Genomic DNA, 24,248 nt, shown 5'->3' with positions numbered 1-24,248 from the left:
GATCGACCTTATCGGATCCCCGCGCGTTCCAACGTCTCGTCGCATGCTGCTAGCACTTTACTATAAGAACCCCTGCAAATACCCGACTTCGCGAGAAATATCACATCGAAGCCCTTCCAAGGCCCTCCGAGCTCATGACAGACTGCGCGCATACGCCGCTTTGCGCTATTGCGCCAGACGGCGTTCCCTAGCTTTTTACCCGCAACAAAAGCAACACGACCATTGAGGCCGTGCTGCTTCGTGGGTAACACTATGAGCGTAAGGTACGGCGTATGCAAACGCTTGCCGCAAGAGAACAGATCGGAGATGTCCTCGCGGGACTTTATCGTCTCCAATCTCGCTCTCTTTACACGCAGAGACGCTTGCGGCCCTTTGCGCGGCGAGCAGCCAGCACCTTGCGGCCGCCCTTCGTCGACATACGAGCACGGAAACCGTGGCACTTAGCCCGCTTACGAGTGTTAGGTTGATACGTGCGCTTCATATTGATTCCCTTTCATGGTTTTAGAGCAACCTCGAAAGTATAGCGCAGGTTACGGCGTAGTCAAGCGAAACTCACAAGAACAAACCAACTCCGTTTCAAGTCTTCGCGCTGGGTCGCACTGCCTACCCGCTGCACGCTCACCACTCGTCGACTCGATCGAAAAGACCCCCGAATACGCGTTTCAACATACTGCCAACAAGAACGCCCGTTTCCCTCGTCGATGTCAAACGCCATGCTCATGCTGAAAACAGCGTTGAATCGCTTCCGAAAGCGTGAAAAGAGCCCCGCTAAACAGACTTATCCCCAAAAGCGAGAAACCAAATTGTGGAAAATGTTGAAAACTCTTATTTCATTCGAGCATCATTGTGGAAATCTCCAATTTCGCTGTTTTGTCAAGATATGAATTTGCTTATTTTTACAAGCCCCTCATCAGGCATTAGTTGTTTTCAACTGAATAATTAGGCTTCTGAACTGGTGTTTTATAAAGCTCTAGCTTTTGAAGAGGGCGTTCTTTGACGTAGGTGATACAAATCCACTGTTTCAGGAAAACCGTTCAGCTATGGCCGATGGTGCGTTAAACAGACGCCCTTCGATCGCGCCCGACCACGGTTCTATCAACATTTCCCAAGAGTTTTTCACTATGGGTTTCTTCTCGGTTCTTTCTTTTCTTCAAAGTTTTCCACAATTTTTGAATAAAAAGTGGAAAACGCTGAAAAGGCCGCGTAGATAGTCGATTTTCTTTTCTGGAAAACGGGAATATCCGCAATGAAACGCATTGAATATCCCAGGTGGATAGATTTTAAAGTTGAAAACGTATACAATGCCGTTGAAAGTCATTGAAAAATGCTGAATATCGGATCTGAAAAACGGAACAGAATTGAACAACCAGACTGAAAAAGCAGATCACCAAGGTAAAACGCCCGATGAAAACTCGGCGTTGTACGACTATGCACATGTCGACTCGATCGCGCGCATAGCTTTGTACGACGATCTCAAGAGCGCGCCGCGCGTCACCGAGATCAACCCCGCACCGACGGCGGATTACATTGAAAACCTCGCATCGAGCATTTACGAACAAGCGAAGCTCAGCGGAGGAACCATCCCGTACACGGTGATCCGAGAGGTGTCGGAAAACTTCATCCACGCCCAATTCGCCGAGGTGACCGTGTCCATCCTGGACGGTGGAAACACGATTCGCTTCGCCGACCAGGGGCCGGGGATATTTCAGAAAGACAAGGCACAGCTTCCGGGGTTCTCCTCGGCGGTCGAGTCTATGAAGCAGTACATCCGCGGCGTAGGGTCGGGGCTTCCCATCGTGAAGGAATACCTGGACTTCTCCCACGGAACCATAACCATAGAGGACAACCTGGGAACCGGATCCGTCGTCACCATCAGCCTGCAGCCGAGCGAGTCGGCAGTGCAGGAGCTGTTTGACGCCGTGGCGGAAGGACCCGCAAGGCAGCCCCAGGCTCAGGGCGCACAAGCCGTGCAGCCTTATCAGGAAAACCTCTACCAACAGCAGGCGTACCAACCCCAAGCACAGGGCTACACGGTGCCGGCACAGCCTATTCAACCTATGCAGCCCATCCAGCACATGGCCCCGATGAGCGCTATGCCGGGAACCGTTTACCCTGTTCAGCAAGCACAACCGTACGGTACGACAGGATATCCGATGCAAGCGCCCGCCTACGGGTACCCCACGGCGGCAGTGCCGTCCATGCCTCAAGCGGGTTATCCGCACCATTCCGTCACGCCGCTGGTGCCGCCCCTGTCCCAACGCGAGCGAGATTTCCTTCCTATATTCCTGAACGAAGGGGCACTCGGCGTAACCGACCTGGTGCGCATCACCGGCGTTCCCCAATCGAGCACGTACGTAACGCTGACGAAGCTCGAGCAAGCCGGACTGATAGAGAAAACCGCGGGGCAGAAGCGCATTCTGACGGATCTGGGATACCAGGTAGCCATTTCCCTGTAACCCTTTGCCTGACCCTATCGTTTTATATACAATCGAACACGAAGCGGACGGCCATTGGGAGCACGCCATCGTCGCTCCCCGGGCGGGGGCGAACCCACCAAGGAAGCAGCGTATGAACAGCCAAAAACTCGAAGAAACCTGGCAAGAAGTATGCGACCAGGTCAAAAGCTACAATAACATAGACCCGTCACAGATCAGCGCCTTCTTCTCCCGCCTGCATCCCCAGGCGATGAGCGAGGATTTTCTCATGCTGACGGCCGATAACGACTTCATCAAAACGTGGATCGAGCGTCATTACGTCGGGTTCATCAAGCAAGCGCTCGAAGACCTGTTCCATGTTTCGTTCACCGTCATCATAGAAGTGGACATCACCGCCGCTGACGAGATGCCGACGCCTGCGGCGAGCAGCGCGCCGCGCCAGGAACGACCCGCTGTACCGATGCCGACGCCGGCGGCCGCAGTGGAGCCCGCACCGACGTTGCGCCCGGAAGAACCGCTCGTGGAAGACGTCGCCCCAAAAATAGAGGAAAGCGGCAGCGAAGACGGCGAGAACGCGGAGACCGGACAAGACGGTCCGACGTCCACGCTCACGTTCGAGAACTTCGTCATAGGCGATTCCAACCGCATGGCGTACTCCATGGCGGTCGCCGTTGCGGAAATGCCGGGTAAAGCGCACTTAAATCCCCTGTTCATCTATGGAAAATCAGGGTTGGGGAAAACGCACCTCATGCGCGCGATCCAAAATTACATCAGCGAGAACATCCCCCAGCTGTCCACCATTTACGTGGACTCGGCCGAGTTCTTATCGGAATACACCGAAGCGAGCGCGGCGCACGACAAGCAGAAATCCAGCTACAAGAACTTCAAAACGCGCTACGAAGAAGCCGACGTGCTGCTGATCGACGACGTTCAGTATCTGCAAGGAAAGAAGCAGACGCTCGACATCGTGTTCCAGATCTTCAACAAGCTGACCAGCCAGGGAAAGCAAGTCGTGCTCTCCGCAGACCGCGCTCCCAAGAACATCGACATCGACGAGCGTTACAAAAGCCGATTCAATTCGGGCGGGACGTTCGACATCCAGCCTCCCGAGATCGAGACGAAACTGGGCATCGTGAAAAGCTTCGTTCAGGAATACCGGGATGCGGAGGGGTCTCAAGATTTCAATATTCCCGAAGACATTCAGATGTACATAGCGGAAAGCTCGAGCTCGAACATCCGAGAATTGAAAAGCGCCGTCACGAAGGTTATCTATCAGATGACGTTTTTCAACCAACCGAACCTGAAGCTCGACGATGCGCGCGCGCTGCTTGAGAATCACTTCTCAGGAGGCCCGTCGAAACGCCTGACCATTGCCGATATCCAAAGGGAAGTCGAAACGTTTTACAAGGTGAGCCACGCCGATCTCGTAGGAAAGAAAAGAACGCGCAACATCACCTACGCACGACAGATCGCCACGTACCTATGCCGTGAAATGGTCGATATACCGTACAGCGACATCGGAAAGAAGTTCAACCGCGACCATTCGACCGTCATGTATTCGGTCTCGAACATCGAGGCGAAAATGAAGGAGAACCGGGAGCTTCGCGAAGAGCTTGAAACGCTCCGGCAAATTATCAGGGAAATATAGCCTTGTTCGTGCGCCCGCCCGATCCATTCGGCGGGCGCACGAACGTTCGGAGGAAAGATGACTGAAATATGACTGACAAGTTGAAGAAAACCCCCGAAACCCTCTGGAAAGATAATATAAGCAATAATTCATGTTGATGGAGGGTACTGGATCTAAACATCTAGAAAGGTATTATTTTCAGCTTCTGATCTGGTATTTTAATAGTTATCCACTTTTCCACCGCCCTTATTATTACAACTATTAAAACCTTATATATATTTAGGGAAGACCCCTTAAAACCCAAAACCTAAGATCATGATTCTTTGCGAGCGTCACGAAGAACTTATACCCGTGCGCTCGCTCAGTGCATGTTTCACGTGAAACATGCACGTTTCGGCCACGTGTGTAGGACATCCCTTTGGTCGCATCTCTTCAATTTCAAACGTCCATTCTTTTTGAATGTTCACGCAACGCTGCCGTACTTCCTGCAAGCATACTTTTGATACATGAGCAGATCCGTGTTCCGAGTCCTTTTCTTCACGTGCGCTTGCCGTGCGCGGCAGAGCTTTTATCATGGTGGCAAACGTGAAAACGGATTGATTGTGCGATACTGAACCGGAACCATAGAGAGCAAGAGAAAGGGAGCGGCTTGAAATTCAGCATCAACCAAACGGAACTGCAGAATGCCCTGTCCGTCGTTTTGAAGGGTATCGCTACGCGCTCGACGCTGCCTATTCTGTCGGGCATTTACCTGGATGCGCGCGGCGACACGCTCACGCTTCAGGCAACCGATCTTGAGCTTTCCATCCAGTATGCCGTGCCGGCTTTGGTAGAGGAAGAAGGCAAAGCCGTGTTCCCCGGCAAGCTGTTCTCCGAAATCGTGAAGAACCTTCCCGACGCCGCCGTGCATGTTCATGCTGAAAACGATTCAGCAGTCATCACCTGCGACACGTCGTCGTTCTCGATCAAAACGCTTGATGCCGAGGATTTCCCCGGTTTCCCGCATGTTGACGTGCAGCAGGAAATTTCTATTCCGTTCTCGCAATTTGCCTCGATGGTCAAGCGTGTGGCTCGCGTGGTGTCGAAGGATGAGAGCCGCGCGATCCTGACCGGCGTGCTCATCACGCTGGAAGGGACGCTGCTCAAGATGGTCGCCACCGATTCGTATCGTCTGGCTATCACGGAAGCTGACCTTCCCGATTCGGCGGCAGAGGATTTCCAAGCGGTTATCTCGGGTTCGTTCTTGCAGGAGATTGCGTCCATGCAGCGTACCGACGATCCGCTCAAGCTTGCGTTGGCCGAGAACCAGATCGTCGTGACCTACCACGACACCGTGTTCATCAACCGCCGCATCGAGGGAAACTTCCCCAACTACCGCCAACTGCTCCCTGATTCGTACGTCACGCGCGTGAGCATGGAAGTCGGTCATCTGGTGGCCGGCGTGAAGCGTACGTCTCTTCTGGGGCAGACGAGCTCTCCGGTTAAGTTCGATATCAACATAGCGTCTCAAACCGCCCAGCTATCGGCCGTGGCTCAGGACGTGGGTACTGCTCAGGAAACCCTTCCGTGCGAAGGCGAGGGGGAAGACGTCGAGATCGCGTTCAACTACGCGTACGTTTTGGACGGCTTGTCGTCGGTCGCGACCGATAAGGTGTACCTGGAAGTCCAGTCCGCGCTCAAGCCCGGTATCTTCAAGGCTGACGAAGGGGAGAACTACCTCTACTTGGTCATGCCAGTTCGCATTTCGTAAAGCGGGAGAAGCGTCCGCGGTGGATCTTCGCATATCTCATATCTCGTTTTGCGATTTTCGGAGCTATGAAGCGTTCGCCTTGAGCGACATCGGTCCTTTGACGGTGCTCGTCGGGCCGAACGCTGCAGGCAAGACGAACATTATCGAAGGGGTGCAGCTTCTAACGGCTCAATCGTCGTTCAGGAATCCCACGGTGCCTCAACTGGTGCGCGCCGGTTCTTCGTTCGGTCGGTTGCAGGCGGATGTCACCGACGGAAGCCGTCAATTGACTCTGGGCGTCCAGTTGTCCGAGGGGAAGAAGAAGCACCTGTTGAACGGGAAGCCCAAGCGCACGGCAGATTTGAAGGGCCTTGTTCCTTCGGTGACGTTCACACCCGACGATTTGGAGTTGTCGAAGGGTTCCATGTCCGTCCGCCGCGCCGCTCTCGATTCGCTGGGCTCTCAGCTTTCCGCGAATCACTACTTGATTCGACGCGACTACGAAAAAGTGCTTCGCCATAAGAATCATCTTCTCAAGGAAGATTCGTCTTCGCTGCTCATCGAGAGCATGAACGAGATGATCGTCACCTGTGGCGCGCAGCTGGCGTGCTACCGCAGCGCGTTGTTTGAGAAGCTGGCAAGCTCGATGAGTTCTTACTATTCCGAGATTACCGAAGGTCGTGAGTCCTTGACGGCGTGCTATGTGCCGTCGTGGGAAGATCACGATCCAAGCGTGTCGCGCTCGTACTCGTTCGGTCGCGACGAGGCGCGCGCCTCGCTGTCGTGCGCGCTGCAGAAGCGGCTTCCTGACGAACGTGCGCGCCGCCGCGCGCTCGTAGGGCCCCATGCGGACAAAATCGAGTTCTTCATAAATGGAAGCAACGCGGGCGTGTTCGGGAGCCAAGGGCAGCAGCGCTCGGTGGTTCTGGCATTCAAGCTTGCCGAGGCGTCGCTTATCCAGGATATTCTGGGGCAGAAGCCCGTGCTGTTGCTCGACGACGTGATGAGCGAGCTTGATTCCGCCCGACGCCGAGCGCTCGTGTCGTTTGTGGCCGGGGATATTCAGACGTTCATAACCACGACGAATTTATCGTATTTCGACGAGGATCTGCTTGCACGCGCTCGGGTGGTCCGCTTGGGGGATCGAGGCGATCGGTCGTGAAAACGCTGGGAAGCGGCTTGAAAGAATTGATGGCTTCGTTCGGCGCAGGGGACGATTCCGGAGCCCGCGCTCGTCGCGCGGCAGCGGTGAAGGTCATGTGGCGAAAAGCCGTCGAAGCCGTTTACAAAGATGCGGCGCCTATGGTTCTCGACCATATCAACGCGGTGTACGTCATGCGGGCGGATGATGTGGACGACGCGCGCGCGGCGGCGAGGGTGACGGATGGCGGCACCGTGTTGGTAGTGTATTCGGATGACAGCATGATTCGATCCGACCTTGACGCGCGGCAGGAATTTCTCAAAATGAAGCTCAACGAGCAAGGCGAGCACGTGGAGGCGTTCTGCATCAAGCCATCGCGCTTCGATATGAAATCGAGGCATCCTTTTCGGCCTGATTCCGCCGACGAGCCCGGTGTCGGAGCCTCCGGCGCGCCCGTACGTCCTGCTGCGCGCCGCTCTTTGGCGCCCGAGGAGACCGCGGCGGTGGAGGAGCTTGTTGCCACGGTGGACAACGCCGCTGTTCGCCGTGCGCTCGAGAAAGCCATGATTGCTGATTTGCAACGCAAAACATCGAAAGACGTTAAAAACGACGTTCAGTTCTAAGATCGTGTCTTACAAGGCTTCTCAAAGCCTTCAAACGTGATGTATTTTATTCGTACCACGAATACCTGTGGTAAACTTTATAGGTTGGCGCCGACGCGCCTCACTCACGCATCGCACTACAAAAGGAGCATGTCAGTGGCAAAGAAACCTGACCATTACGACGGTTCTGACATTCAGGTCCTCGAGGGCCTGGAGGCGGTCCGCAAGCGTCCGGGCATGTATATCGGCTCGACAGGTCCTCGTGGCCTTCACCATTTGGTGTACGAGGTTGTCGACAATGCCGTGGACGAAGCTTTGGCCGGTTACTGCGACCAGATCGAAGTGACGATTCACGAAGACAACTCGATCACGGTCGACGATAACGGTCGCGGTATTCCCGTGGATAAGCACCCGAAGGAGAAAATCCCTACGGTCGAGGTGGTTCTCACCATCTTGCATGCCGGCGGCAAGTTCGGCGGCGAGGGCTATAAGGTGTCCGGCGGCCTGCACGGCGTAGGCGTGTCCGTTGTGAACGCGCTTTCCAGCCGCGTGGCCGTGTGCGTGCGCCGCGACGGAAAGGCGTACGAGATCGATTTCGATCACGGCAAGACGGCTACGAAGCTTCACGAAACGGGTCCGGCTAAGCACACCGGCACTACAGTGACGTTCTGGCCCGATCCCGAGATCTTCACCGAGACCACGGTGTACGATTACGACACCCTGGCAAGCCGCTTCCGCGAAATGGCCTTCCTCAACAAGGGCTTGAAGATCGTGCTGCACGACGAGCGCGTAACCGACGCCGACGGTAACCCCCGCACGGACGTGTTCCAGTTCGCCGGCGGCATCGTCGACTTCGTGAAGTTCTTGAACGAGGGCAAGGAAACGCTGAACAAGCCCATCTACTTCGAGGCTGAAAACGCTGACGGCACGGTGGAAGTGGCAATGCAGTGGTCCACTTCGTATTCCACGAACTCGGTCATGGCGTTCGCGAACAATATCAACACGCACGAGGGCGGCACGCACCTCGACGGCTTCAAGCAGGCCGTCACGCGCACGATCAACGAGTACGCGCGCAACAAGGGCATCCTCAAGGAGAAGGACTCCAACCTGTCCGGCGACGATACGCGCGAAGGCTGCGCCGCCGTCATCTCGGTGAAGTTGCACGATCCGCAGTTCGAGGGGCAGACGAAGACGAAGCTCGGCAACACCGAGATCCGCCCGCTCGTGCAGAACGCGGTCACGCAGGGCTTGGCCGAGTACCTGGAAGAGAATCCCACCCCCGCCAAGCGCATCATCGGCAAGGCCACCCAGGCCCTCAAGGCCCGCGAAGCCGCGCGCAAAGCGCGCGAGATGACGCGTCGCAAGGGCGTGCTGGATTCGTTCGCGCTTCCCGGCAAGCTGGCCGACTGCTCGTCGAAGACCCCGGCCGAGTCCGAAATCTTCATTGTAGAGGGCGATTCCGCAGGCGGCTCTGCCAAGCAGGCCCGCGACCGCAAGACGCAGGCCATCCTGCCCTTGCGCGGTAAGATCCTCAACGTGGAGCGCGCGGGCCTGCACCGTTCGCTTTCGAGCGACACCATCAGCTCGCTGATCACGGCGATCGGCACGAATATCGGCGACGACTTCGACGCTGATCAGGCGCGCTACCACCGCATCATCATCATGACCGACGCCGACGTCGACGGCGCGCACATCCGCTGCCTGCTGCTGACGTTCTTCTATCGCTATATGCCGGAGCTGATCAACCGCGGCTACATCTACATCGCGCAGCCTCCCATCTTCGGCCTCAAGAAGAAGAACTCGCGCAACCCGAAGATCGAGCGCTACATCTATGATGAGTCCGCCCTGTCCGCAACGCTGGCCGAGTACGACGACCCGAACAAGTTCGACGTGCAGCGCTACAAAGGTTTGGGCGAAATGGATCCCGAACAGCTGTGGGAGACCACCATGGAGCCGGCCACGCGCACGTTGCTGCAGGTGAACATCGACGACGCCGCCGAAGCCGAGCGCGTTGTGTCCGAGCTGATGGGCGATTTGGTTGAGCCTCGCAAGGAGTTTATCCAGAAGCACGCCCGTGACGTCCGATTCCTGGACATCTAAGGAGAAGGCAAGTGGCAGACAATACTGAAGAATTCGACCCCATCGACGGCTCCGGCGAACGTGACGACAAGCTGAACGAGTTGATCGCCCGCGCCGAGGCCGACGCCGATGCCGAGGAGAGCGCCGACGAGGAAACGGAAGCCGCGGAGGCGCATGCAACGACCGCCGCAGGTGCCGGCGTGTCCGAGGAAGACAAAGCTCGCGCGCTGATCGACACGTCGTCCATGGGCAACCCCCACGGATCCATCGTCGAGGGCGCCAACGGCGGCGAGGGTACCATCGTTCGCAGCGCCTACCTGGGCAAAGAGATGCAGACCTCGTTCTTGGAGTACTCCATGAGCGTTATCGTGTCGCGCGCCCTGCCCGACGTGCGCGACGGCTTGAAGCCGGTTCACCGCCGCATCCTGTACGCCATGAACGAAAGCGGCTACACGCCCAGCCGCCCGCATATGAAGTCGGCCCGTACGGTCGGCGACGTCATCGGCAAGTACCACCCGCACGGCGACTCCGCGGTGTACGACACCATGGTGCGCCTGGCTCAGCCGTTCTCGCTGCGCGTCCCGCTGATCGACGGTCACGGCAACTTCGGCTCCATCGACGGCGACTCCGCCGCCGCCATGCGTTACACCGAGGCCCGCTTGGACAAGGCCGCCATGGAGCTCTTGCGCGACCTGGACAAAGAGACGGTTGACTTCCAGCCGAACTACGACGAAAGCTTGGAAGAGCCCACGGTGCTTCCGGCTCGCTTTCCGAACCTGCTGGTCAACGGCTCGTCGGGTATCGCCGTCGGCATGGCCACCAACATCCCGCCGCACAACCTGGGCGAGACGATCGACGCGACGTGCCTTATGCTGGACAACCCGGAGATCGAAACCGCCGAGCTGATGAAGGCGCTTCCCGGCCCGGACTTCCCCACCGGCGGCATCATCATGGGCAAGAAGGGCATCCTGGATGCCTATGAAACGGGCCGCGGCTCGCTGACCGTGCGCGCCAAGTGCTCGGTGCAGGAGGGCAAGAACGGCCGCAGCTCCATCGTGGTGTCCGAGATTCCCTACCAGGTGAACCGCCAGCGTTTGCTGGAGAAGCTGGGCGAGCTGGTTCGCGAGAAGAAGCTTCCCGAGATCAGCAACATCCACGACGGCGCCGATCGTCACGGCATCGACATCATCATCGATCTGAAGAAGGACGCCATCCCGCAGGTGGTACTCAACAAGCTGTACAAGCACACCCAGCTGCAGGTGGGCTTCGGCGTGATCATGCTGTCGTTGGTGGACGGCGTGCCGCGCGTTCTCTCTCTCAAGGAGATGCTACACTACTACATCGCCCACCAGGAAGACGTCATCGTGCGCCGTACGCGCTACGAGCTGTCGAAAGCCGAGGAACGCGCTCATATCCTGGAAGGCTTGATTGTCGCGCTCGATAACATCGACGAGGTTATCAGCATCATCCGTTCGTCCCAAACCGACAAAGAGGCCGGCGAGCGCTTGACCGAGCGCTTCGGGTTGTCGAAGAAGCAGACCGATGCCATCTTGGAGATGCGCCTGCGTCGTCTGACCGGCTTGGAGCGCGAGAAGATCGAAAGCGAGTTGAACGAACTGCTTGAGCGCATCGCGTACTACAAGCGCGTTCTGAGCGATCCGGCTCTCGTGCGTGAGATCATCAAGGAAGAGCTGCTGGAGGTCAAGAAGAAGTACGGCACCCCCCGCAAGACCCTCCTGTCCGACGCGGCGAAGGATCTGGACGTCGAGGACCTGATCGCCGAGGAGAACATGGTGGTCACGGTTACGAAGTCCGGTTACGTGAAGCGCCTTCCGGTTGCCACGTACCGCCAGCAGAAGCGCGGCGGCAAGGGCATGCAGGGCGTGAACCTCAAGGACAACGATTACGTGGAGCACCTGTTCATCGCCTCCACGCACTCGTACATGCTGTTCTTCTCCACGAAGGGCAAGGTGTACCGACTGAAGGTTTACGAGCTGCCCGAAGCGTCGCGTCACGCGCGTGGCACGGCTATCGTGAACCTGCTGCCGCTTGAGCGCGGCGAGACGATCAGCGCCGTCATCGCCACGAAGGATTTCCCGGAAAACGAGTACCTGATGTTCGCCACGGCCCACGGCATGGTGAAGAAGACGTCGATGGAGCTGTACGATCGTACGCGCCGCGACGGGCTTATCGCCATCAACCTGAAGGACAACGACGAGTTGATCAGCGTGCGCCGCGTTGCGCAAGGCGAGCGTGTGCTCATGGTCTCCTCGGCCGGCAAGGCCATCATGTGGGACGAGGGCGAGGTGCGCGCCATGGGTCGCGACACCATGGGCGTGCGCGGCATGAACGTGCCGCCTATCGCGAAGGTGCTGGGCATGGAGATCGCGCAGCCCGACACCGATCTGTTCGTCATCACCGAGAAGGGCTACGGCAAGCGCACGCCTATCGCCGAGTACCCTGAGCATCACCGCGGCGGCCAGGGCGTGTTCACCATTACGATGACCGAGAAGAAGGGCCTGCTCGCGGCTATGAAGATAGTCGGATCGGACGACGAGATCATGATCATGTCCGAAGAGGGCGTGGTCGTGCGCACCCCGGTTTCGGGTATTTCCGAGCTGGGCCGCTCCACGCAGGGCGTGTGCGTCATGAAGGTGGCCGACAAGGACCGCGTGACCGCAGTGGCGATTTCGAGCCGCGGCAAGAAGAAGTCCGCGAAGCCGGGTTCCGCCGACGAGCTGGACGAGTCGCAGATCGACGACATGGAAGACGAGTCGACTGACGCGCAGGCGCCTGACGCGGCGACTGCCCCCGAGGAAGCACCTGCTGAGGACTAGCACGGACGCGCTTCCCGCTGAGAAAACGAGCCGTTCAACGGCTTGAACATTGAAGAAGGGGTCGAACCGGCAACAGGTTCGACCCCTTCTTTCACACTTGTTGGCTTATCGTCCCGGACGCCGTCGGTTGTTCGAGCGTGCCCTTGCGCTAAGCCTCGAAGTCCTCGGGAGCAATCCCTTCAAGGAACTGGCGGAACTCCTCAAGCTCGTGTTCGGGCACGCCGCCCGACGGGTTCTTGAGCACGTAGGGAAACGATGCGCGTTCCAGCACGTCCTCCTCGATGTAGATAGGAGCCTTCTGGCGCACCGCCAGGGCCAGCGCGTCGCTCGGGCGGGCATCAAGGTCTATCAGCCGGTCATGTTGGCGCAGGGCGAGCCGCGCGAAGAACGTCGAGCCCTTCACGTCGTTGATGACCACGTGATCGACGCAGGCGTCAAGGTTCGTCAGCGCGTCCAAGAACAGATCGTGCGTCATAGGGCGCGAGAAACGCGCTCTCTCAAGCGCGACGCCCATCTGGGTTGCTTCGTTCATGCCGACCCAGATAGGGACGATGCGGTACTTGCCTTGCTGGGGGGCTTCCTCGATCGGTTGCAAAACGATGATCGAGGGTGTGGGAGCGGCGGAAACTATCAGGGTTTGGACGTTGACGGGTACCATCGATGCTCCTTTTCGCAAGGTTCGCCTCGGCATCGAAGCACGGGATGGCTTTCGATGCGATTCTTTCTTCGATTATAACGGTACCGCTTTCATCGGATTGCAGGACCTGCCTCGTTTCGCGCTCGAACAGCGTCCGAAAAGCCTATATTACACCTTTGACCAGGCATGATAAAAAATTTTCAATTTTAAGAAAATCGATGCTTGACCAATCGTTCAAAAGTGGGTTATACTAGCCAGGCACTTTTTTGGGGCCCGTAGCTCAGTTGGTTAGAGCGCACGCCTGATAAGCGTGAGGTCGCTGGTTCAAATCCATTCGGGCCCACCATTTTTTGCGATAAACGCTCCACCGTGAGCCGAGTTAGCCGGTGGAGCGTTTATTAATGTTCGGAACCTTATAGGTTCAAAACATGGGGCATTAGCTCAGCTGGGAGAGCGCGGGCTTTGCAAGCCTGAGGTCAAGGGTTCGATCCCCTTATGCTCCACCATGTATTCAACGGCCGCAAGGCCGTTTTTTCATTCGTCCATTCTGTGAGAGCGCCGCCGCGCTCCCTGAAAAAGCCTCGAGCGTGGTAAAATCTTCTTTCGTACGACCATCGCCAAGCCTTCGTGGAAGGCTGCATTCGAAAACCGCACATGGGGAGCTATGAACCGAACGGAAGCACTGCGCATCTTGGGTCTTGACGAGGACGCGACGCCTGAGGACATCAAGACCGCCTACAAGGAAACGGCGCAGATTCTGCACCCTGATCGGTTCGCCAGCAACAAAAAGCTTCAAGAGCGGGCCACCGAGCAATTCAAGAACCTCCAAGAATCATACGAGTACCTGACCGAGGGCAAAGGGTCGCGCACGTCAGCGCGCCGAGGCGCGCAAGACGGGTCGGATCGCGTTTACGCGACGGGAAGCCAGGAGGAAGCGCGCATGGCGGGAATCGCTGCCGCGCGCATTCAGCTGGTCAAGCAGCGCGACGTGGTTCTTGACGAACGCCGTAACGGTATGGCTATGGCAGCCGTGGGCGGCATCGTGGCGTTCATAACGGGCAGGCGTCCGTTCGGCCTGTTCGGCATCGTTGCCGCTATTTCAGGCGCTGCGGCGGTGTGGGGCATCGTGCAGGTGGTTTCCTCGCAGCGAACGCTCAATACGCTGAACGAGCATATCGACGAATTGAACAAGGAAGAACGGCGTCTCGCCGAGGAGTTGGACGACGTGTAGCCGCCGTTTCGCCGGCGATCGTTCCTTCCTGTTGCATCGATTGTCCGGCGGCGCCTGCATTGTCGCCCGAAACGTACGGAATTCAGGTGGAAAACGTACGTTTCGGGCGACAATCGTCCTCTACGGGAACGGTATCCGCCGCAGGCCCTACCGCAAGGATCATCGCCGCGCCGATCTAGGCGTGGCTTGAATAGAAAGAAGAAGAAAGGCATGAAACAAGAGAATATCCGCAACGTAGCCATTATCGCGCACGTCGACCACGGCAAGACGACCATCGTCGACCGTCTTCTGTATACGTCCGGCGTGTTTCGCGAGAACCAGCAGGTTGAAGAGCGCGTGCTCGACAGCAACGACCAGGAGCGTGAGCGCGGCATCACCATCCTGTCCAAGAACATCTCCGTCACCTACGACGGCGTGAAGATCAACGTCATCGACACGCCGGGCCACGCCGACTTCGGCGGCGAGGTGGAGCGCGTTCTGAACATGGCCGACGGTGCCTTGTTGATCGTCGACGCGTTCGAAGGCCCCATGCCTCAGACGCGGTTCGTTTTGAAGCGCGCTCTTGAGCTGGGGTTGCGCATTGTTTTGGTGGTTAACAAGATCGACCGCCCCGGTTCGCGCCCCGAGGAAGTGGTTGACGAGGTGTTCGACCTGATGGTTGAGCTCGAGGCTTCCGACGAGCAGCTGGACTTCCCCGTCATCTACGCCAGCGCCATGAACGGTTACGCGCGCTTCGCCCCGACCGACGACAACATGAACATGCTTCCTTTGCTGGAGACCATCATCAAAGAGGTCCCCTCCCCCGACTGCGAGCCGAACGGCCCTGTGGCGCTGCAGATCTGCACGGTGGACCACTCCAGCTTCGTCGGGCGCATCGGCGTCGGTCGCTTATTCTCCGGCACCATCCACAAAGGCGAACCCGTGCTGGTCATCAAGAACGACGGCACGCGCTACAACACCAACATCAAGCAGGTGTTCACGTTCGAGGAGCTGGGCAAGAAGGAAAAGCCCGAGGTGCACGCGGGCGATATCGTGGCCGTGGTGGGCGTGGACGACGCTGACATCGGCGATATGGTAACCAGTCGCGACAACCCCATTCGCCTTGATCCCATCCAGGTTGAAGAGCCCACCATCGCTATCGTGTTCGAAGCGTCTTCCAGCCCCCTTGTGGGCCGCGAGGGCGACATCGTGGGCGCTCGCCAGTTGAAAGAGCGCCTGATGCGCGAGGCGGAGAGCAATATCTCTATGCGCATCCAAGAGCTTGAGGACAAGTCCGGCGTCGAGGTTGCCGGTCGAGGCGTGCTGCACCTTTCGGTTCTCATGGAGACCATGCGCCGCGAAGGGTTCGAGTTCCAAGTGGGCCGTCCGCGCGTCCTCATCAAGAAGGACGAGCAGGGACGCAAGCTTGAGCCGATCGAGGAAGCAACCGTCGACGTGCCGAGCGAGTACGCCGGCAAGGCGATCGAGGTGTTCGGCAGCGCCGGCGGCGAAATGGCCGACATGTTCCAGCGCGGCGATCAGACGCACCTCGTGTTCAAGATTCCCTCGCGCGGCACCATGGGCCTGCGCACGCGCCTTTTGAACGTCACGCGCGGTGAAGCCACCATGTTCCACCACTTCAGCGAGTACGGGCCGTATCGCGGCGAGTTCGGCGGCCGCAAGAACGGTTCGCTGATCAGCATGTCCACCGAGAAGAGCGTTGCGTATGCGCTCGACGCCCTGCAGGAGCGCGGCAAGCTGTTCGTCGGTCCGGGCGAGGATTGCTACGAGGGCATGATCGTTGGCCAGTCTGCGAAAGAGGGCGACATGGTGGTCAACATTGCGAAGTCGAAGCAGCTGGGCAACCAGCGTTCGTCGGGCGCCGACAAGGCCATCCAGCTGACTCCCCCGCAAACCTTCACGCTTGAGGAAGCGCTCGAGTACATCGAAGGCGACGAGCTGGTGGAAATCACTCCGAAGAGCATTCGCCTGCGCAAGCGCATTCTTTCCGCTACCGAGCGTAAGAAGGCCAACAAGAAGTAGGCTTTTTCAGTCAAGGCAGTTCCGAGCGCCGTCTCATGCGAGGCGGCGCTTTTCGTATCAGGGTTTTCCCTGAACCTGGCGTGGGGACTGTGAATCGAACATGGGCTTCTTGTGCAAGGTGAGACCCTATTTCGTGCGTATGCGAAAATACGGCCCAGTATCTTTACATGCAGGTTATTTGCAGATGAACTGCGAAGACCACGCGTGTTCGAGGGAAGGGTCTTATGAAAAAGCTGCATCTTGTAAAGACCGTGTGTGCTGTTGGCATCTCCGCTGCGTGCGTTTGGGGGCTGGCAGGCTGCACGGGAGGCAACGGATCCTCGGGTGGTTCCGGCACCGACAGCGTGGCAGCCACGGTGAACGGCGTCGAGATTTCCGAAGGCGATGTGACTAAGTACATCGAAAACCTGAGAACCCAGTACGGCATGACCGATGAGGATTCTTGGGGTAAGTATCTTGTCCAGCTCGATAAGAATCCTGCAGAATTCCGAGAGCAGGTCATCGATGCGTTCGTAACGCGCGAGGTTATCAGGGCTCACGCGGCTGATCGCGGCGTCACGGTTGATGACGCGGAAGTGAACGGCTACGTCGACCAGATGAAGAGCAACTACGAAAACGATGAGAAGTGGCAGGCCGCGCTCGAACAGTCCGGCATGACCGAAGACGATTATCGCGCAGAGGTCAAGCTGCAGCTCACAGACAAGTACCTGAAGGAATCGTTCACCGTCGACGAGGATCCCAGCGAAGCGGACCAGCTTCAGTATGCGCAGATGTATGCAACTGCCTACGACGGCGCCCGTCGCTCTTCCCATATCCTGTTCGATAGCGGTGCCGAGGCAACCGCCCAGGAAGTGTTGGACAAGATCAACTCCGGCGCGCTTGATTTCGCTGAAGCTGCTAAGGAGTACTCGCACGATACCGCTTCCGCCGAAAAGGGCGGCGACATCGGTTGGGATAAGACATCCAAGCTGGTGACCGAGTATCAAGATGCGCTCAACAACCTGCAGAAAGACCAGGTAAGCGGGCTGGTGACCAGCACGTACGGCATCCATATCATCAAGTGCACCGATGTGTACCAGGCTCCCAAGACCAAGGCTGAAGACGGCACCGAAAAGGTGGAGATCACCAGCGTCGATCAGATTCCTTCCGACTGGCTGGATACGATCAAGCAGTCTTTGAAGTCTCAGGCTCAGTCCGAGGCGTACCAGAAGTGGGTCGATGAGCAGCGCGAGGCGTCTGACGTGAAGATCAACGACATGCCTGCTGACGTTCCCTACAACGTTGACGTGACGAAGTACAAGACGGATGAATCTGCTGCTCAGTCGGGTAATTCCACCGATCAGGGCGCGCAAGCAGGTAGCGCCGATAACTCTTCCAACAACTCCGGAAACGCTGACAATGCTTCTTCCGAAGGCGAGCAGAAGAGCGAAGGCTCCGGCCAGCCTGCAGAAGCTTCGTAATAGGTGCTTCCCATAAATTGAGAGCAAGCCGACCGCGCGCAGCGGCCGGCTTGCTGCTTTTCAGGGCTTGCTTCCGATGGGCGTGTGCGGCGGTACGCCGCGGTGATGCGCCGTGGTTTTCGGGCAAGGCGGCGTGCTTGCCGAGCGAAGGTTGTTTCGCGCCGGGCGCATGGGTTTGGATTGATGGGGGCTGTGGTTGGGAAGCTCGTGAAGGTGAAATTTATTGCTTGTGGGGACGTAAGGGCTGTTGTATACTACATACTCGCTGCACGACCTGGTTTCGATTCAGGTGTGCAATTCCATGAAGCGGAGAGATGACCGAGCTGGCCGAAGGTGCACGATTGGAAATCGTGTGTGCTCCAAAAGAGTACCTAGGGTTCGAATCCCTATCTCTCCGCCAGATTAATTCCGCGCCCTTTAAGGGCGCGTTTGCAGTACGGGGCATAGCCTCGACACCCCAAGCGGAGGGGTGGCAGAGTGGTTGAATGCGGCGGTCTCGAAAACCGTTTCACCGGCAACCCCGGTGACGAGGGTTCGAATCCCTCCTCCTCCGCCAGTTTTCAAACAAGCGCCTTCGGGCGCTTTTTGTTTTATCATGCTCCTTATTCATTCGGATACTCGAAGCGAGGGACCATTATGAATCCTGCGGTATACGAATACGATGCGGTTATTCGTTCATCGGAAATTGGAAAAGGCGGCGCGTACGTTCCGTTTCCTTACGACGTTCGCCAAGAGTTCGGAAAAGGCCGCGTCAAAGCCCGTGTCACGTTCGACGGGATTCCCTACGACGGGAGCATCGTCAACATGGGAGTGAAAAACGAAGACGGCTCTGTTTGCTATATAGTGGGTATATTGAAAGGCATACGAAGCGAACTTGGCAAAGGTATCGGCGACACGGTCCATGTAACCGTGCAGGAGCGTGAATGACATGAGCAAAGATCCCTCAAAGGTGTTTTCCATGCCGTTTTCCCGCGTCTACCCGCTCTACCTTCAAAAAGTGGAGCGAAAGGGACGCTCAAAAACCGAGCTTGACGAGGCAATTCGTTGGCTGACGGGATACGGTCAGGAAGAGTTGCAGGAAAAGACGAGCGACGACACCGACCTTGTCGCGTTTTTCGAGCAGGCGCCGCAAATCAATCCTTGCGCCGACAAGGTAACCGGCGTCGTGTGCGGCGTGCGCGTTGAAGCCATAGAGGATCCGCTCATGAGGAACATCCGTCGCTTGGATAAGCTGGTTGACGAGCTGGCAAAGGGGAAACCCTTGGAGAAGGTGCTCAGGAGCTGATAACTCCTTATTCGTGAATAATATAAATACTGCTTATAATCAGCCAAAACTATTAATCACGATGAATTTATGAATAATATAATAGGTGAAAAAACAAGCGGTATAGTAGCTTCTGTCATACAGAGATCAATAAGATGCAAGAAGGAATACCTATGAATCAAGCTACTATGACGTTGAACCAACTGAAGAAAGCCAGCAAGCTTACGCGCCTGGGATTTCACAAGAACGGCCCTAAAAGCTATAAGCGCGGCCAGGGCGCATTGTTGAACGCCTTGATCGAAAACGACGGTGCAACCCAGCGCGATCTGGTAGGCGTGATGGGTATGAGCCGCAGCGAGCTCAAGGATATCGTGAAGAAGGCGGTTCGCAACGGATACGCGACCATCGAGGACGCGGACGGCGAGCGCACCTACGCGGTAAAGTTGACCAACGAAGGCCGCGCTGTTGCTCAGAAGCGCGTTGTCGCGCAGGATAAAACAGCTGATGAAATCCTGTCTTGTCTGAACGAGGAAGAGGTCGCTCAGCTGAACGCGATAACCGAGAAGCTTATTCTGTCCATGAAGGACAAGGGCATCAATGGGGAAAAGAAGGGCCGCAAAGCCCATCGTTGCAGCTGTCACTAAGCTGCGCTGTTCAAAATAAAGGAGCCCTGCATTGCTTCGGCGGTGCAGGGTTTTTTATGCGTTTCATTCCCAGCTTCCATTATGCATGCGCTTCGACGCGGACATAGCCTTCGTTTCACGTGAAACAAAAGAGCCCGCGCGTAAGCCTGAGAATTCTGAAGATACAACGCATACCATCGGCAGTCATACGCGTTAAGGTTGGCAAGCTCTACACTGAATGCAGCGAAAAAACGGTATTGCCGTTATGAGACACGCTTGCGAAAAGGTACGAGCGTTTCATTGAAAGGACGAGGTTATGGCTGATCGCATGGTCGAGAGCGCTGACGTAGAGGTTCCCGAGATTCCTGAAACCCTGGAGAAGGTTCTGCTGTTCTCGCTTGAGGAAGCTAAAGAGAAACTGGCTCAAGGATCCGAGGTAATTCCTTTCACGGCCTTGGTGGTGAAGGAAAACCTGTTCCTGGAGAATCATCCCGGCGAGTCTGCTGAGGAGTGCTTCAACTTTGCGCGTCACACCGTCGAGCATGCCCGCGGCGCGGCGGCGTACGCTCTGTGCTACGACGGCTACATCGAAGTGGACGACGGCGTGAAGGACGCTTTGATCGCCGAAGGCGGCATTCCCGGCGAAGACACCGGATACGCCGTGGGGTACCTGTACGAGACTTCCGAAGACGGAGAGGTGAAATTCGAGGAGGAGCCGGCTTATATTGGCGAAGCTCCCAACTTCATGATCGCGCTTCAGGATGCCGATTCCTACGCCGATGAAGATATCGAAGAGAAATACCTCGAGGAAGACGTTGCCGAGTAAGGCGTTTTCCCCTGAACATATTGTTCGCATTGATTGCCGCGGCCTGCAGAGGGTCGCGGCTTTTTTACGCCTCTGACCTCCTGTGCTAGGATCGACGTAGATTCTTGCTAGATCCGTGCAAGGTTCGAGCGAGCGCTGCGTTAGATTCAAAGCAGAGCGGGGTCATGTAGAAGCTAGATCCGTGCAAGATTCGGATGGATCGAAGATGGCTGCGCGCTGGACGCACGTCATGCATTGGCTAGATCGCCTTGGTATCATGTCCTTAACGTGTTCGACAATGATATTTGGGCAAACGCGACGGTTGTGAAGTGTGGCGAAACGGTGTAATGGCAGAATACTGCGAGTTGTGACGGAAAACTCGTTCCTCCTTTGCTAAACTAGCAAGGCTAATTCCTGCCCCGGTTAACGCCTTCACAGCCCGGGGCCGTACAGTCCAAAGGAGGTGAGCTGATGAAGGCTTATGAATTGCTGTTTTTTGTCGCTCCGTCTATCGACGAAGAAATCCGCGCCGCTGTTATGAAGCGTATCGAGACCACGATCGCCGATGCTAATGGTACGGTTGACAACGTCGACAACTGGGGCAAGCGTAAACTCGCTTACGAGATCAACGGTCTGACCGATGGTGACTACACTCTCATCGACTTCCACGCCGATCCCGCTGACGTTGCCGAACTCGATCGTGTTCTGCGCATCACCGATGCTGTAGTCCGTCACATGATCGTCAAGCGCACCGATCGCGATTAAGGATACGACGCAGGGTCCCGGTTCGAAACCCGGTACCCGTCATGAGAAGAGGAAGACACCATGAGCATTAACCGAGTGATCATCAGCGGAAACCTGACGCGCGATCCCGAGCTTCGCTCCACTGCGAGCGGGCTTCCGGTTCTGGGCTTCGGCGTGGCGGTCAACGACCGTCGCAAGAACCAGCAGACCGGCGAATGGGAGGATTACCCGAACTTCATCGACTGCACGATGTTCGGCGCTCGCGCCGACAGCCTGTCGCGATTCCTGAGCAAGGGCACGAAGGTGTCCATCGAAGGCAAGCTCCGTTGGAGCCAGTGGGAGCGCGACGGACAAAAGCGCAGCAAGATCGAAGTGATCGTTGACGAGCTGGAATTCATGTCCAGCCGAAACAGCGATTCGTCATACGGCGGCGGCATGGGCGGTGGGTACTCCGCGCCGGCAGCTGCTCCCGCAATGGCCGCTCCGGTGGTTGATGCCTCTTCTTCGGTTTATGACGAAGACATCCCGTTTTAAGCGATACGAAAGAGGTTATTGAAATGTCCGATTACGCGAAGCAGCCGCGTCGCAAGTTCTGCCAGTTCTGCAAGGAGGACTCGCAGTTCATCGACTACAAAGATACTCAGATGCTGCGTAAGTTCGTTACCGACCGCGGGAAGATCAAGCCGCGCCGCGTGACGGGTGCCTGCACCCAGCACCAGCGTGACATCGCGAACGCCGTGAAGCGCGCTCGCGAGATGGCTTTGATGCCCTACGCGGTTCCCGCCATCAGCGGTCGCGGCGACCGTCGCAGCCGCTAGGCGCTAGGAGGAACCATGAAAGTCATCCTGCTCCAAGAATTGAAGGGCAAGGGCGGTGAGGGCGACGTCGTCGACGTGGCTCCCGGTTTTGCCAACAACTACCTGTTGCCGAACAAGCTGGCCATCCTGGCCACGAAGGGCAACCTCAAGCAGCTCGAGCAGCGCAAGCACAACATTGCCAAGCGCGAGGAAAATCGCATTGCCGATGCTAACGCTGTGAAAGCCAAGCTCGAAGGCTCCGTCGTCAAGGTTGAGGCCAAGGTTGGCGAAGAGGGTCAGCTGTTCGGTTCCGTTACCGCTCAGATGATCGCCGACGCCATCAAGGCTGCGACCGACGTTGATGTTGACAAGCGCCGCATCGCGCTTGGTCATGCCATCAAGACGGCTGGCGACCACGAGGTTCAGATCTCCCTGTACCGCGAAATCAAGACCACCGTGAAGCTGTTCGTCGGCGACGCGGCTGCCGTCGAAGAGACCGTGGTTGAGGAAGTGGCTGAAGAAGTCGCTCCCGCCGAGGAGGTTGTCGAGGAAGCTGCCGAGTCCGCTGAATAGCGATCGCAGCCTGCTTGAAAAATAGTTTTCCACTGCAAGACGCTGTGGAAACTTGAGGAAAACCCCTTTGCCCCTGATAGCGGGCAAAGGGGTTTCTTTTGCTGCGGTGGATAACGAAACTAGGTGTGTTTGGCTCATAGAAATTACTGATGACCAGGTAGAATGCTTGGGGTATCATAGGGAGCCGATACCTTTGAAAGGATAGATTTCATGTCAGGTCCCATTGCGCCCTACAGCCCGGATTTTGCTCCTGAGGACGAACGCGTCGAAGATCGCCGTCGCCTTGAACCTCAGAATATCGAAGCGGAAAAGTCCGTGTTGGCTGCGTGTATCCTGACTCAGGAAGCTATCGAGGAAGTCGCTGCGAAACTTGTTCCCGCGAACTTTTACCGCGCTTCCCACCAACGTATCTTCGAATCGATGCTCGATTTGTACGCCCGGCATATTCCCATTGACCATATCTCGTTGGCTGACAACTTGAAGGGCTTGGGGCAACTTGAAGCCGTTGGCGGAAAACCGTATCTGATCGAGCTTGCGGACAATACGTTCGCACTTACCAACTGGCAGAACCATGTCGAAATCGTTAAGCGTACGTCTATTTTACGCGACTTGATCCGTGCATCGGCGTCTATCACGGCCCTTGCCTACGATGCCCCCGACGACTTGGGCGTTGTAGTAGAAGAAGCCGAGAAAACGCTGTTCAACGTTACCGAACAGCGCGTTTCGTCGGCGTTCACCGGCATCGATACCTTGCTGGTCGATGCGTTCGAGGAGATCCAGGAGATCGCCGCTCAAGACGGCGGTATCGCCGGCGTTGCATCGGGGTTCAAGGACGTTGACGACCTGTTCCACGGTTTCCGTGGCGGAGACTTGGTCATTCTTGCCGCCCGACCCGGTGTGGGCAAGACGTCGTTCGCGTTGAACCTTGCAACGAATGCTGCCAAGTTGGGCGCTACGGTTGCGTTCCTGTCCCTGGAAATGAGCGGTTCCCAGTTGGTCCAGCGTATCCTGTGCGCCGAGGCCCGCGTGGGTCTTGCGAACGTGCGCTCGGGCAAGTTGCAAGATTCTGACTGGAGCGCCATCGTTGAAGCTTCGAGCAAGCTTTCCAATCTGAAAATGTACATCGACGACACGCCGGCGCTTTCCATCCTCGAGCTGCGTGCGAAAGCGCGCCGAGAGTTGCGCAACGCTGAAAAAGGGTTGATCATCGTCGACTACCTGCAGCTCATGCAGCCGCCCAAAGCGCGCGCCGACGGCAACCGCGCCGTCGAGGTTGGCGAGATCTCCCGAGGCTTGAAGGTGCTCGCAAAAGAAATGGACATGCCCGTTATTGCGCTGTCGCAGTTGTCCCGTGCGGTCGAAATGCGCGGCAAGAAGCGTCCGATGCTTTCCGACCTGCGAGAATCGGGCTCGATCGAGCAGGACGCCGACATCGTTGCCTTCATCGACCGAAGCATGGATGAAATCGAGGCTGAAAGCGAAGACCGTCCCGACCTGGGCACCGCCCAGTTGATTGTGGCGAAGCACCGTAACGGTCCTACGCGCGACATCCCCCTGGCTTTCAACGCCGAGTTTACGCGCTTCATGGATTTCATCGACGATTCGCGCGCTGGCGGCTATATGTAATTCCCTTGTCGCAGGC

At 57.1% G+C, this 24,248-nt stretch carries 22 protein-coding genes and 4 tRNA genes; 23 read left to right on the top strand and 3 right to left on the bottom strand.

The features are described 5' to 3' along the window. Window positions 1-8: 8 nt before the first annotated feature. Both rnpA and rpmH read right to left on the bottom strand, forming a co-directional pair. A complete protein-coding gene (gene rnpA, locus LQE90_RS03445; RefSeq protein WP_123191618.1) occupies window positions 9-335 on the bottom strand; it encodes a ribonuclease P protein component in 327 nt (108 codons plus the stop codon). 11 nt (window positions 336-346) lie between these two features. Continuing rightward, on the bottom strand, window positions 347-481 hold the full coding sequence (gene rpmH, locus LQE90_RS03440; RefSeq protein WP_013981168.1) for a 50S ribosomal protein L34: 135 nt from the start codon (window positions 479-481) through the stop codon (window positions 347-349). A gap of 877 nt (window positions 482-1,358) precedes the next feature. Here rpmH and LQE90_RS03435 point away from each other — a divergent pair. From LQE90_RS03435 to gyrA, 7 genes are all read left to right on the top strand, one after another. Next, on the top strand, window positions 1,359-2,456 hold the full coding sequence (locus tag LQE90_RS03435) for an ATP-binding protein (protein WP_216529251.1): 1,098 nt from the start codon (window positions 1,359-1,361) through the stop codon (window positions 2,454-2,456). Between the two features lie 112 nt (window positions 2,457-2,568). Beyond that, a complete protein-coding gene (gene dnaA, locus LQE90_RS03430) occupies window positions 2,569-4,083 on the top strand; it encodes a chromosomal replication initiator protein DnaA (RefSeq protein WP_216529252.1) in 1,515 nt (504 codons plus the stop codon). Window positions 4,084-4,711: 628 nt separating this feature from the next. After that, on the top strand, window positions 4,712-5,812 hold the full coding sequence (gene dnaN / locus LQE90_RS03425; protein WP_114566358.1) for a DNA polymerase III subunit beta: 1,101 nt from the start codon (window positions 4,712-4,714) through the stop codon (window positions 5,810-5,812). Between the two features lie 19 nt (window positions 5,813-5,831). After that, entirely contained in the window at window positions 5,832-6,953 is a 1,122-nt protein-coding gene (gene recF / locus LQE90_RS03420; RefSeq protein ID WP_216529253.1) for a DNA replication/repair protein RecF, read from the top strand. Continuing rightward, on the top strand, window positions 6,950-7,555 hold the full coding sequence (locus LQE90_RS03415) for a phosphoadenosine phosphosulfate sulfotransferase (RefSeq protein ID WP_216529254.1): 606 nt from the start codon (window positions 6,950-6,952) through the stop codon (window positions 7,553-7,555). Before recF ends, LQE90_RS03415 begins: the two co-directional genes overlap by 4 nt. A 129-nt stretch (window positions 7,556-7,684) precedes the next feature. Further along, window positions 7,685-9,634: a DNA topoisomerase (ATP-hydrolyzing) subunit B gene (gyrB, locus tag LQE90_RS03410; RefSeq protein WP_181792524.1), complete on the top strand. Its 1,950-nt coding sequence runs from the start codon at window positions 7,685-7,687 to the stop codon at window positions 9,632-9,634. 224 nt (window positions 9,635-9,858) lie between these two features. Beyond that, window positions 9,859-12,450: a DNA gyrase subunit A gene (gene gyrA, locus LQE90_RS03405; protein ID WP_255713186.1), complete on the top strand. Its 2,592-nt coding sequence runs from the start codon at window positions 9,859-9,861 to the stop codon at window positions 12,448-12,450. A 148-nt stretch (window positions 12,451-12,598) separates the two neighbouring features. On the opposite strand, the gene LQE90_RS03400 is transcribed toward gyrA, so the two are convergent. Beyond that, window positions 12,599-13,108: a bifunctional nuclease family protein gene (locus LQE90_RS03400; protein ID WP_216529255.1), complete on the bottom strand. Its 510-nt coding sequence runs from the start codon at window positions 13,106-13,108 to the stop codon at window positions 12,599-12,601. A 248-nt stretch (window positions 13,109-13,356) separates the two neighbouring features. Between LQE90_RS03400 and LQE90_RS03395 the strand changes: the two genes are divergently transcribed. The 16 genes from LQE90_RS03395 (at window position 13,357) to dnaB (ending at window position 24,232) form a co-directional block, all read left to right on the top strand. Continuing rightward, window positions 13,357-13,433: transfer RNA gene (locus LQE90_RS03395), tRNA-Ile, on the top strand. An 84-nt stretch (window positions 13,434-13,517) separates the two neighbouring features. Then, window positions 13,518-13,593, top strand: a tRNA-Ala gene (locus tag LQE90_RS03390). 158 nt (window positions 13,594-13,751) lie between these two features. Continuing rightward, on the top strand, window positions 13,752-14,318 hold the full coding sequence (locus tag LQE90_RS03385) for a J domain-containing protein (protein ID WP_216529256.1): 567 nt from the start codon (window positions 13,752-13,754) through the stop codon (window positions 14,316-14,318). Window positions 14,319-14,528: 210 nt separating this feature from the next. Beyond that, the gene (gene typA, locus LQE90_RS03380; protein ID WP_114566351.1) at window positions 14,529-16,340 is read left to right on the top strand and encodes a translational GTPase TypA; all 1,812 of its coding nucleotides are present in this window, start codon (window positions 14,529-14,531) and stop codon (window positions 16,338-16,340) included. 224 nt (window positions 16,341-16,564) lie between these two features. Further along, window positions 16,565-17,800 (top strand): peptidylprolyl isomerase, encoded by a 1,236-nt coding sequence (locus tag LQE90_RS03375; protein WP_216529257.1) that lies wholly within the window; start codon window positions 16,565-16,567, stop codon window positions 17,798-17,800. Between the two features lie 308 nt (window positions 17,801-18,108). Then, window positions 18,109-18,200: transfer RNA gene (locus LQE90_RS03370), tRNA-Ser, on the top strand. A 63-nt stretch (window positions 18,201-18,263) separates the two neighbouring features. Further along, window positions 18,264-18,356: transfer RNA gene (locus LQE90_RS03365), tRNA-Ser, on the top strand. 80 nt (window positions 18,357-18,436) lie between these two features. Continuing rightward, window positions 18,437-18,727 carry a DUF1905 domain-containing protein gene (locus LQE90_RS03360; protein ID WP_114566349.1) on the top strand — a complete coding sequence of 97 codons (291 nt, stop codon included), beginning with the start codon at window positions 18,437-18,439 and terminating at the stop codon, window positions 18,725-18,727. Between the two features lie 31 nt (window positions 18,728-18,758). Next, window positions 18,759-19,085, top strand: coding sequence for a DUF2200 domain-containing protein (locus tag LQE90_RS03355; RefSeq protein WP_231088180.1), 327 nt, complete (start codon window positions 18,759-18,761; stop codon window positions 19,083-19,085). Window positions 19,086-19,237: 152 nt separating this feature from the next. Next, window positions 19,238-19,708, top strand: coding sequence for a MarR family winged helix-turn-helix transcriptional regulator (locus LQE90_RS03350; RefSeq protein ID WP_216529259.1), 471 nt, complete (start codon window positions 19,238-19,240; stop codon window positions 19,706-19,708). 295 nt (window positions 19,709-20,003) lie between these two features. After that, complete coding sequence (locus tag LQE90_RS03345; RefSeq protein ID WP_216529260.1) at window positions 20,004-20,513, top strand: hypothetical protein; 510 nt, start codon at window positions 20,004-20,006, stop codon at window positions 20,511-20,513. 450 nt (window positions 20,514-20,963) lie between these two features. After that, a complete protein-coding gene (gene rpsF / locus LQE90_RS03340; protein ID WP_114566345.1) occupies window positions 20,964-21,257 on the top strand; it encodes a 30S ribosomal protein S6 in 294 nt (97 codons plus the stop codon). Between the two features lie 60 nt (window positions 21,258-21,317). Further along, window positions 21,318-21,770: a single-stranded DNA-binding protein gene (locus tag LQE90_RS03335; protein WP_114566344.1), complete on the top strand. Its 453-nt coding sequence runs from the start codon at window positions 21,318-21,320 to the stop codon at window positions 21,768-21,770. Between the two features lie 23 nt (window positions 21,771-21,793). Continuing rightward, window positions 21,794-22,054 carry a 30S ribosomal protein S18 gene (rpsR, locus tag LQE90_RS03330; RefSeq protein ID WP_114566343.1) on the top strand — a complete coding sequence of 87 codons (261 nt, stop codon included), beginning with the start codon at window positions 21,794-21,796 and terminating at the stop codon, window positions 22,052-22,054. Between the two features lie 15 nt (window positions 22,055-22,069). Then, window positions 22,070-22,606 (top strand): 50S ribosomal protein L9, encoded by a 537-nt coding sequence (gene rplI, locus LQE90_RS03325; protein ID WP_114566342.1) that lies wholly within the window; start codon window positions 22,070-22,072, stop codon window positions 22,604-22,606. A 210-nt stretch (window positions 22,607-22,816) separates the two neighbouring features. Beyond that, window positions 22,817-24,232: a replicative DNA helicase gene (gene dnaB / locus LQE90_RS03320; protein ID WP_114566341.1), complete on the top strand. Its 1,416-nt coding sequence runs from the start codon at window positions 22,817-22,819 to the stop codon at window positions 24,230-24,232. The last annotated feature ends 16 nt before the right edge of the window (window positions 24,233-24,248 follow it).

This window comes from Paraeggerthella hominis (genome assembly GCF_021044775.1).
Taxonomy (GTDB): domain Bacteria; phylum Actinomycetota; class Coriobacteriia; order Coriobacteriales; family Eggerthellaceae; genus Paraeggerthella; species Paraeggerthella hominis.
Note: the sequence above shows the minus strand (reverse complement) of the source record. Positions and strands in the feature narration are given on the sequence as shown.

Excerpts from the sequence above, each read along its gene's own strand:
- rpmH (WP_013981168.1), bottom strand. The coding sequence starts at position 481 with ATGAAGCGCACGTATCAACCTAACACTCGTAAGCGGGCTAAGTGCCAC.
- dnaA (WP_216529252.1), top strand. The coding sequence starts at position 2,569 with ATGAACAGCCAAAAACTCGAAGAAACCTGGCAAGAAGTATGCGACCAG.
- gyrB (WP_181792524.1), top strand. The coding sequence starts at position 7,685 with ATGTCAGTGGCAAAGAAACCTGACCATTACGACGGTTCTGACATTCAG.
- gyrA (WP_255713186.1), top strand. The coding sequence starts at position 9,859 with ATGGGCAACCCCCACGGATCCATCGTCGAGGGCGCCAACGGCGGCGAG.
- LQE90_RS03400 (WP_216529255.1), bottom strand. The coding sequence starts at position 13,108 with ATGGTACCCGTCAACGTCCAAACCCTGATAGTTTCCGCCGCTCCCACA.
- LQE90_RS03385 (WP_216529256.1), top strand. The coding sequence starts at position 13,752 with ATGAACCGAACGGAAGCACTGCGCATCTTGGGTCTTGACGAGGACGCG.
- typA (WP_114566351.1), top strand. The coding sequence starts at position 14,529 with ATGAAACAAGAGAATATCCGCAACGTAGCCATTATCGCGCACGTCGAC.
- LQE90_RS03375 (WP_216529257.1), top strand. The coding sequence starts at position 16,565 with ATGAAAAAGCTGCATCTTGTAAAGACCGTGTGTGCTGTTGGCATCTCC.
- LQE90_RS03360 (WP_114566349.1), top strand. The coding sequence starts at position 18,437 with ATGAATCCTGCGGTATACGAATACGATGCGGTTATTCGTTCATCGGAA.
- LQE90_RS03355 (WP_231088180.1), top strand. The coding sequence starts at position 18,759 with ATGCCGTTTTCCCGCGTCTACCCGCTCTACCTTCAAAAAGTGGAGCGA.
- LQE90_RS03350 (WP_216529259.1), top strand. The coding sequence starts at position 19,238 with ATGAATCAAGCTACTATGACGTTGAACCAACTGAAGAAAGCCAGCAAG.
- LQE90_RS03345 (WP_216529260.1), top strand. The coding sequence starts at position 20,004 with ATGGCTGATCGCATGGTCGAGAGCGCTGACGTAGAGGTTCCCGAGATT.
- rpsF (WP_114566345.1), top strand. The coding sequence starts at position 20,964 with ATGAAGGCTTATGAATTGCTGTTTTTTGTCGCTCCGTCTATCGACGAA.
- LQE90_RS03335 (WP_114566344.1), top strand. The coding sequence starts at position 21,318 with ATGAGCATTAACCGAGTGATCATCAGCGGAAACCTGACGCGCGATCCC.
- rpsR (WP_114566343.1), top strand. The coding sequence starts at position 21,794 with ATGTCCGATTACGCGAAGCAGCCGCGTCGCAAGTTCTGCCAGTTCTGC.
- rplI (WP_114566342.1), top strand. The coding sequence starts at position 22,070 with ATGAAAGTCATCCTGCTCCAAGAATTGAAGGGCAAGGGCGGTGAGGGC.
- dnaB (WP_114566341.1), top strand. The coding sequence starts at position 22,817 with ATGTCAGGTCCCATTGCGCCCTACAGCCCGGATTTTGCTCCTGAGGAC.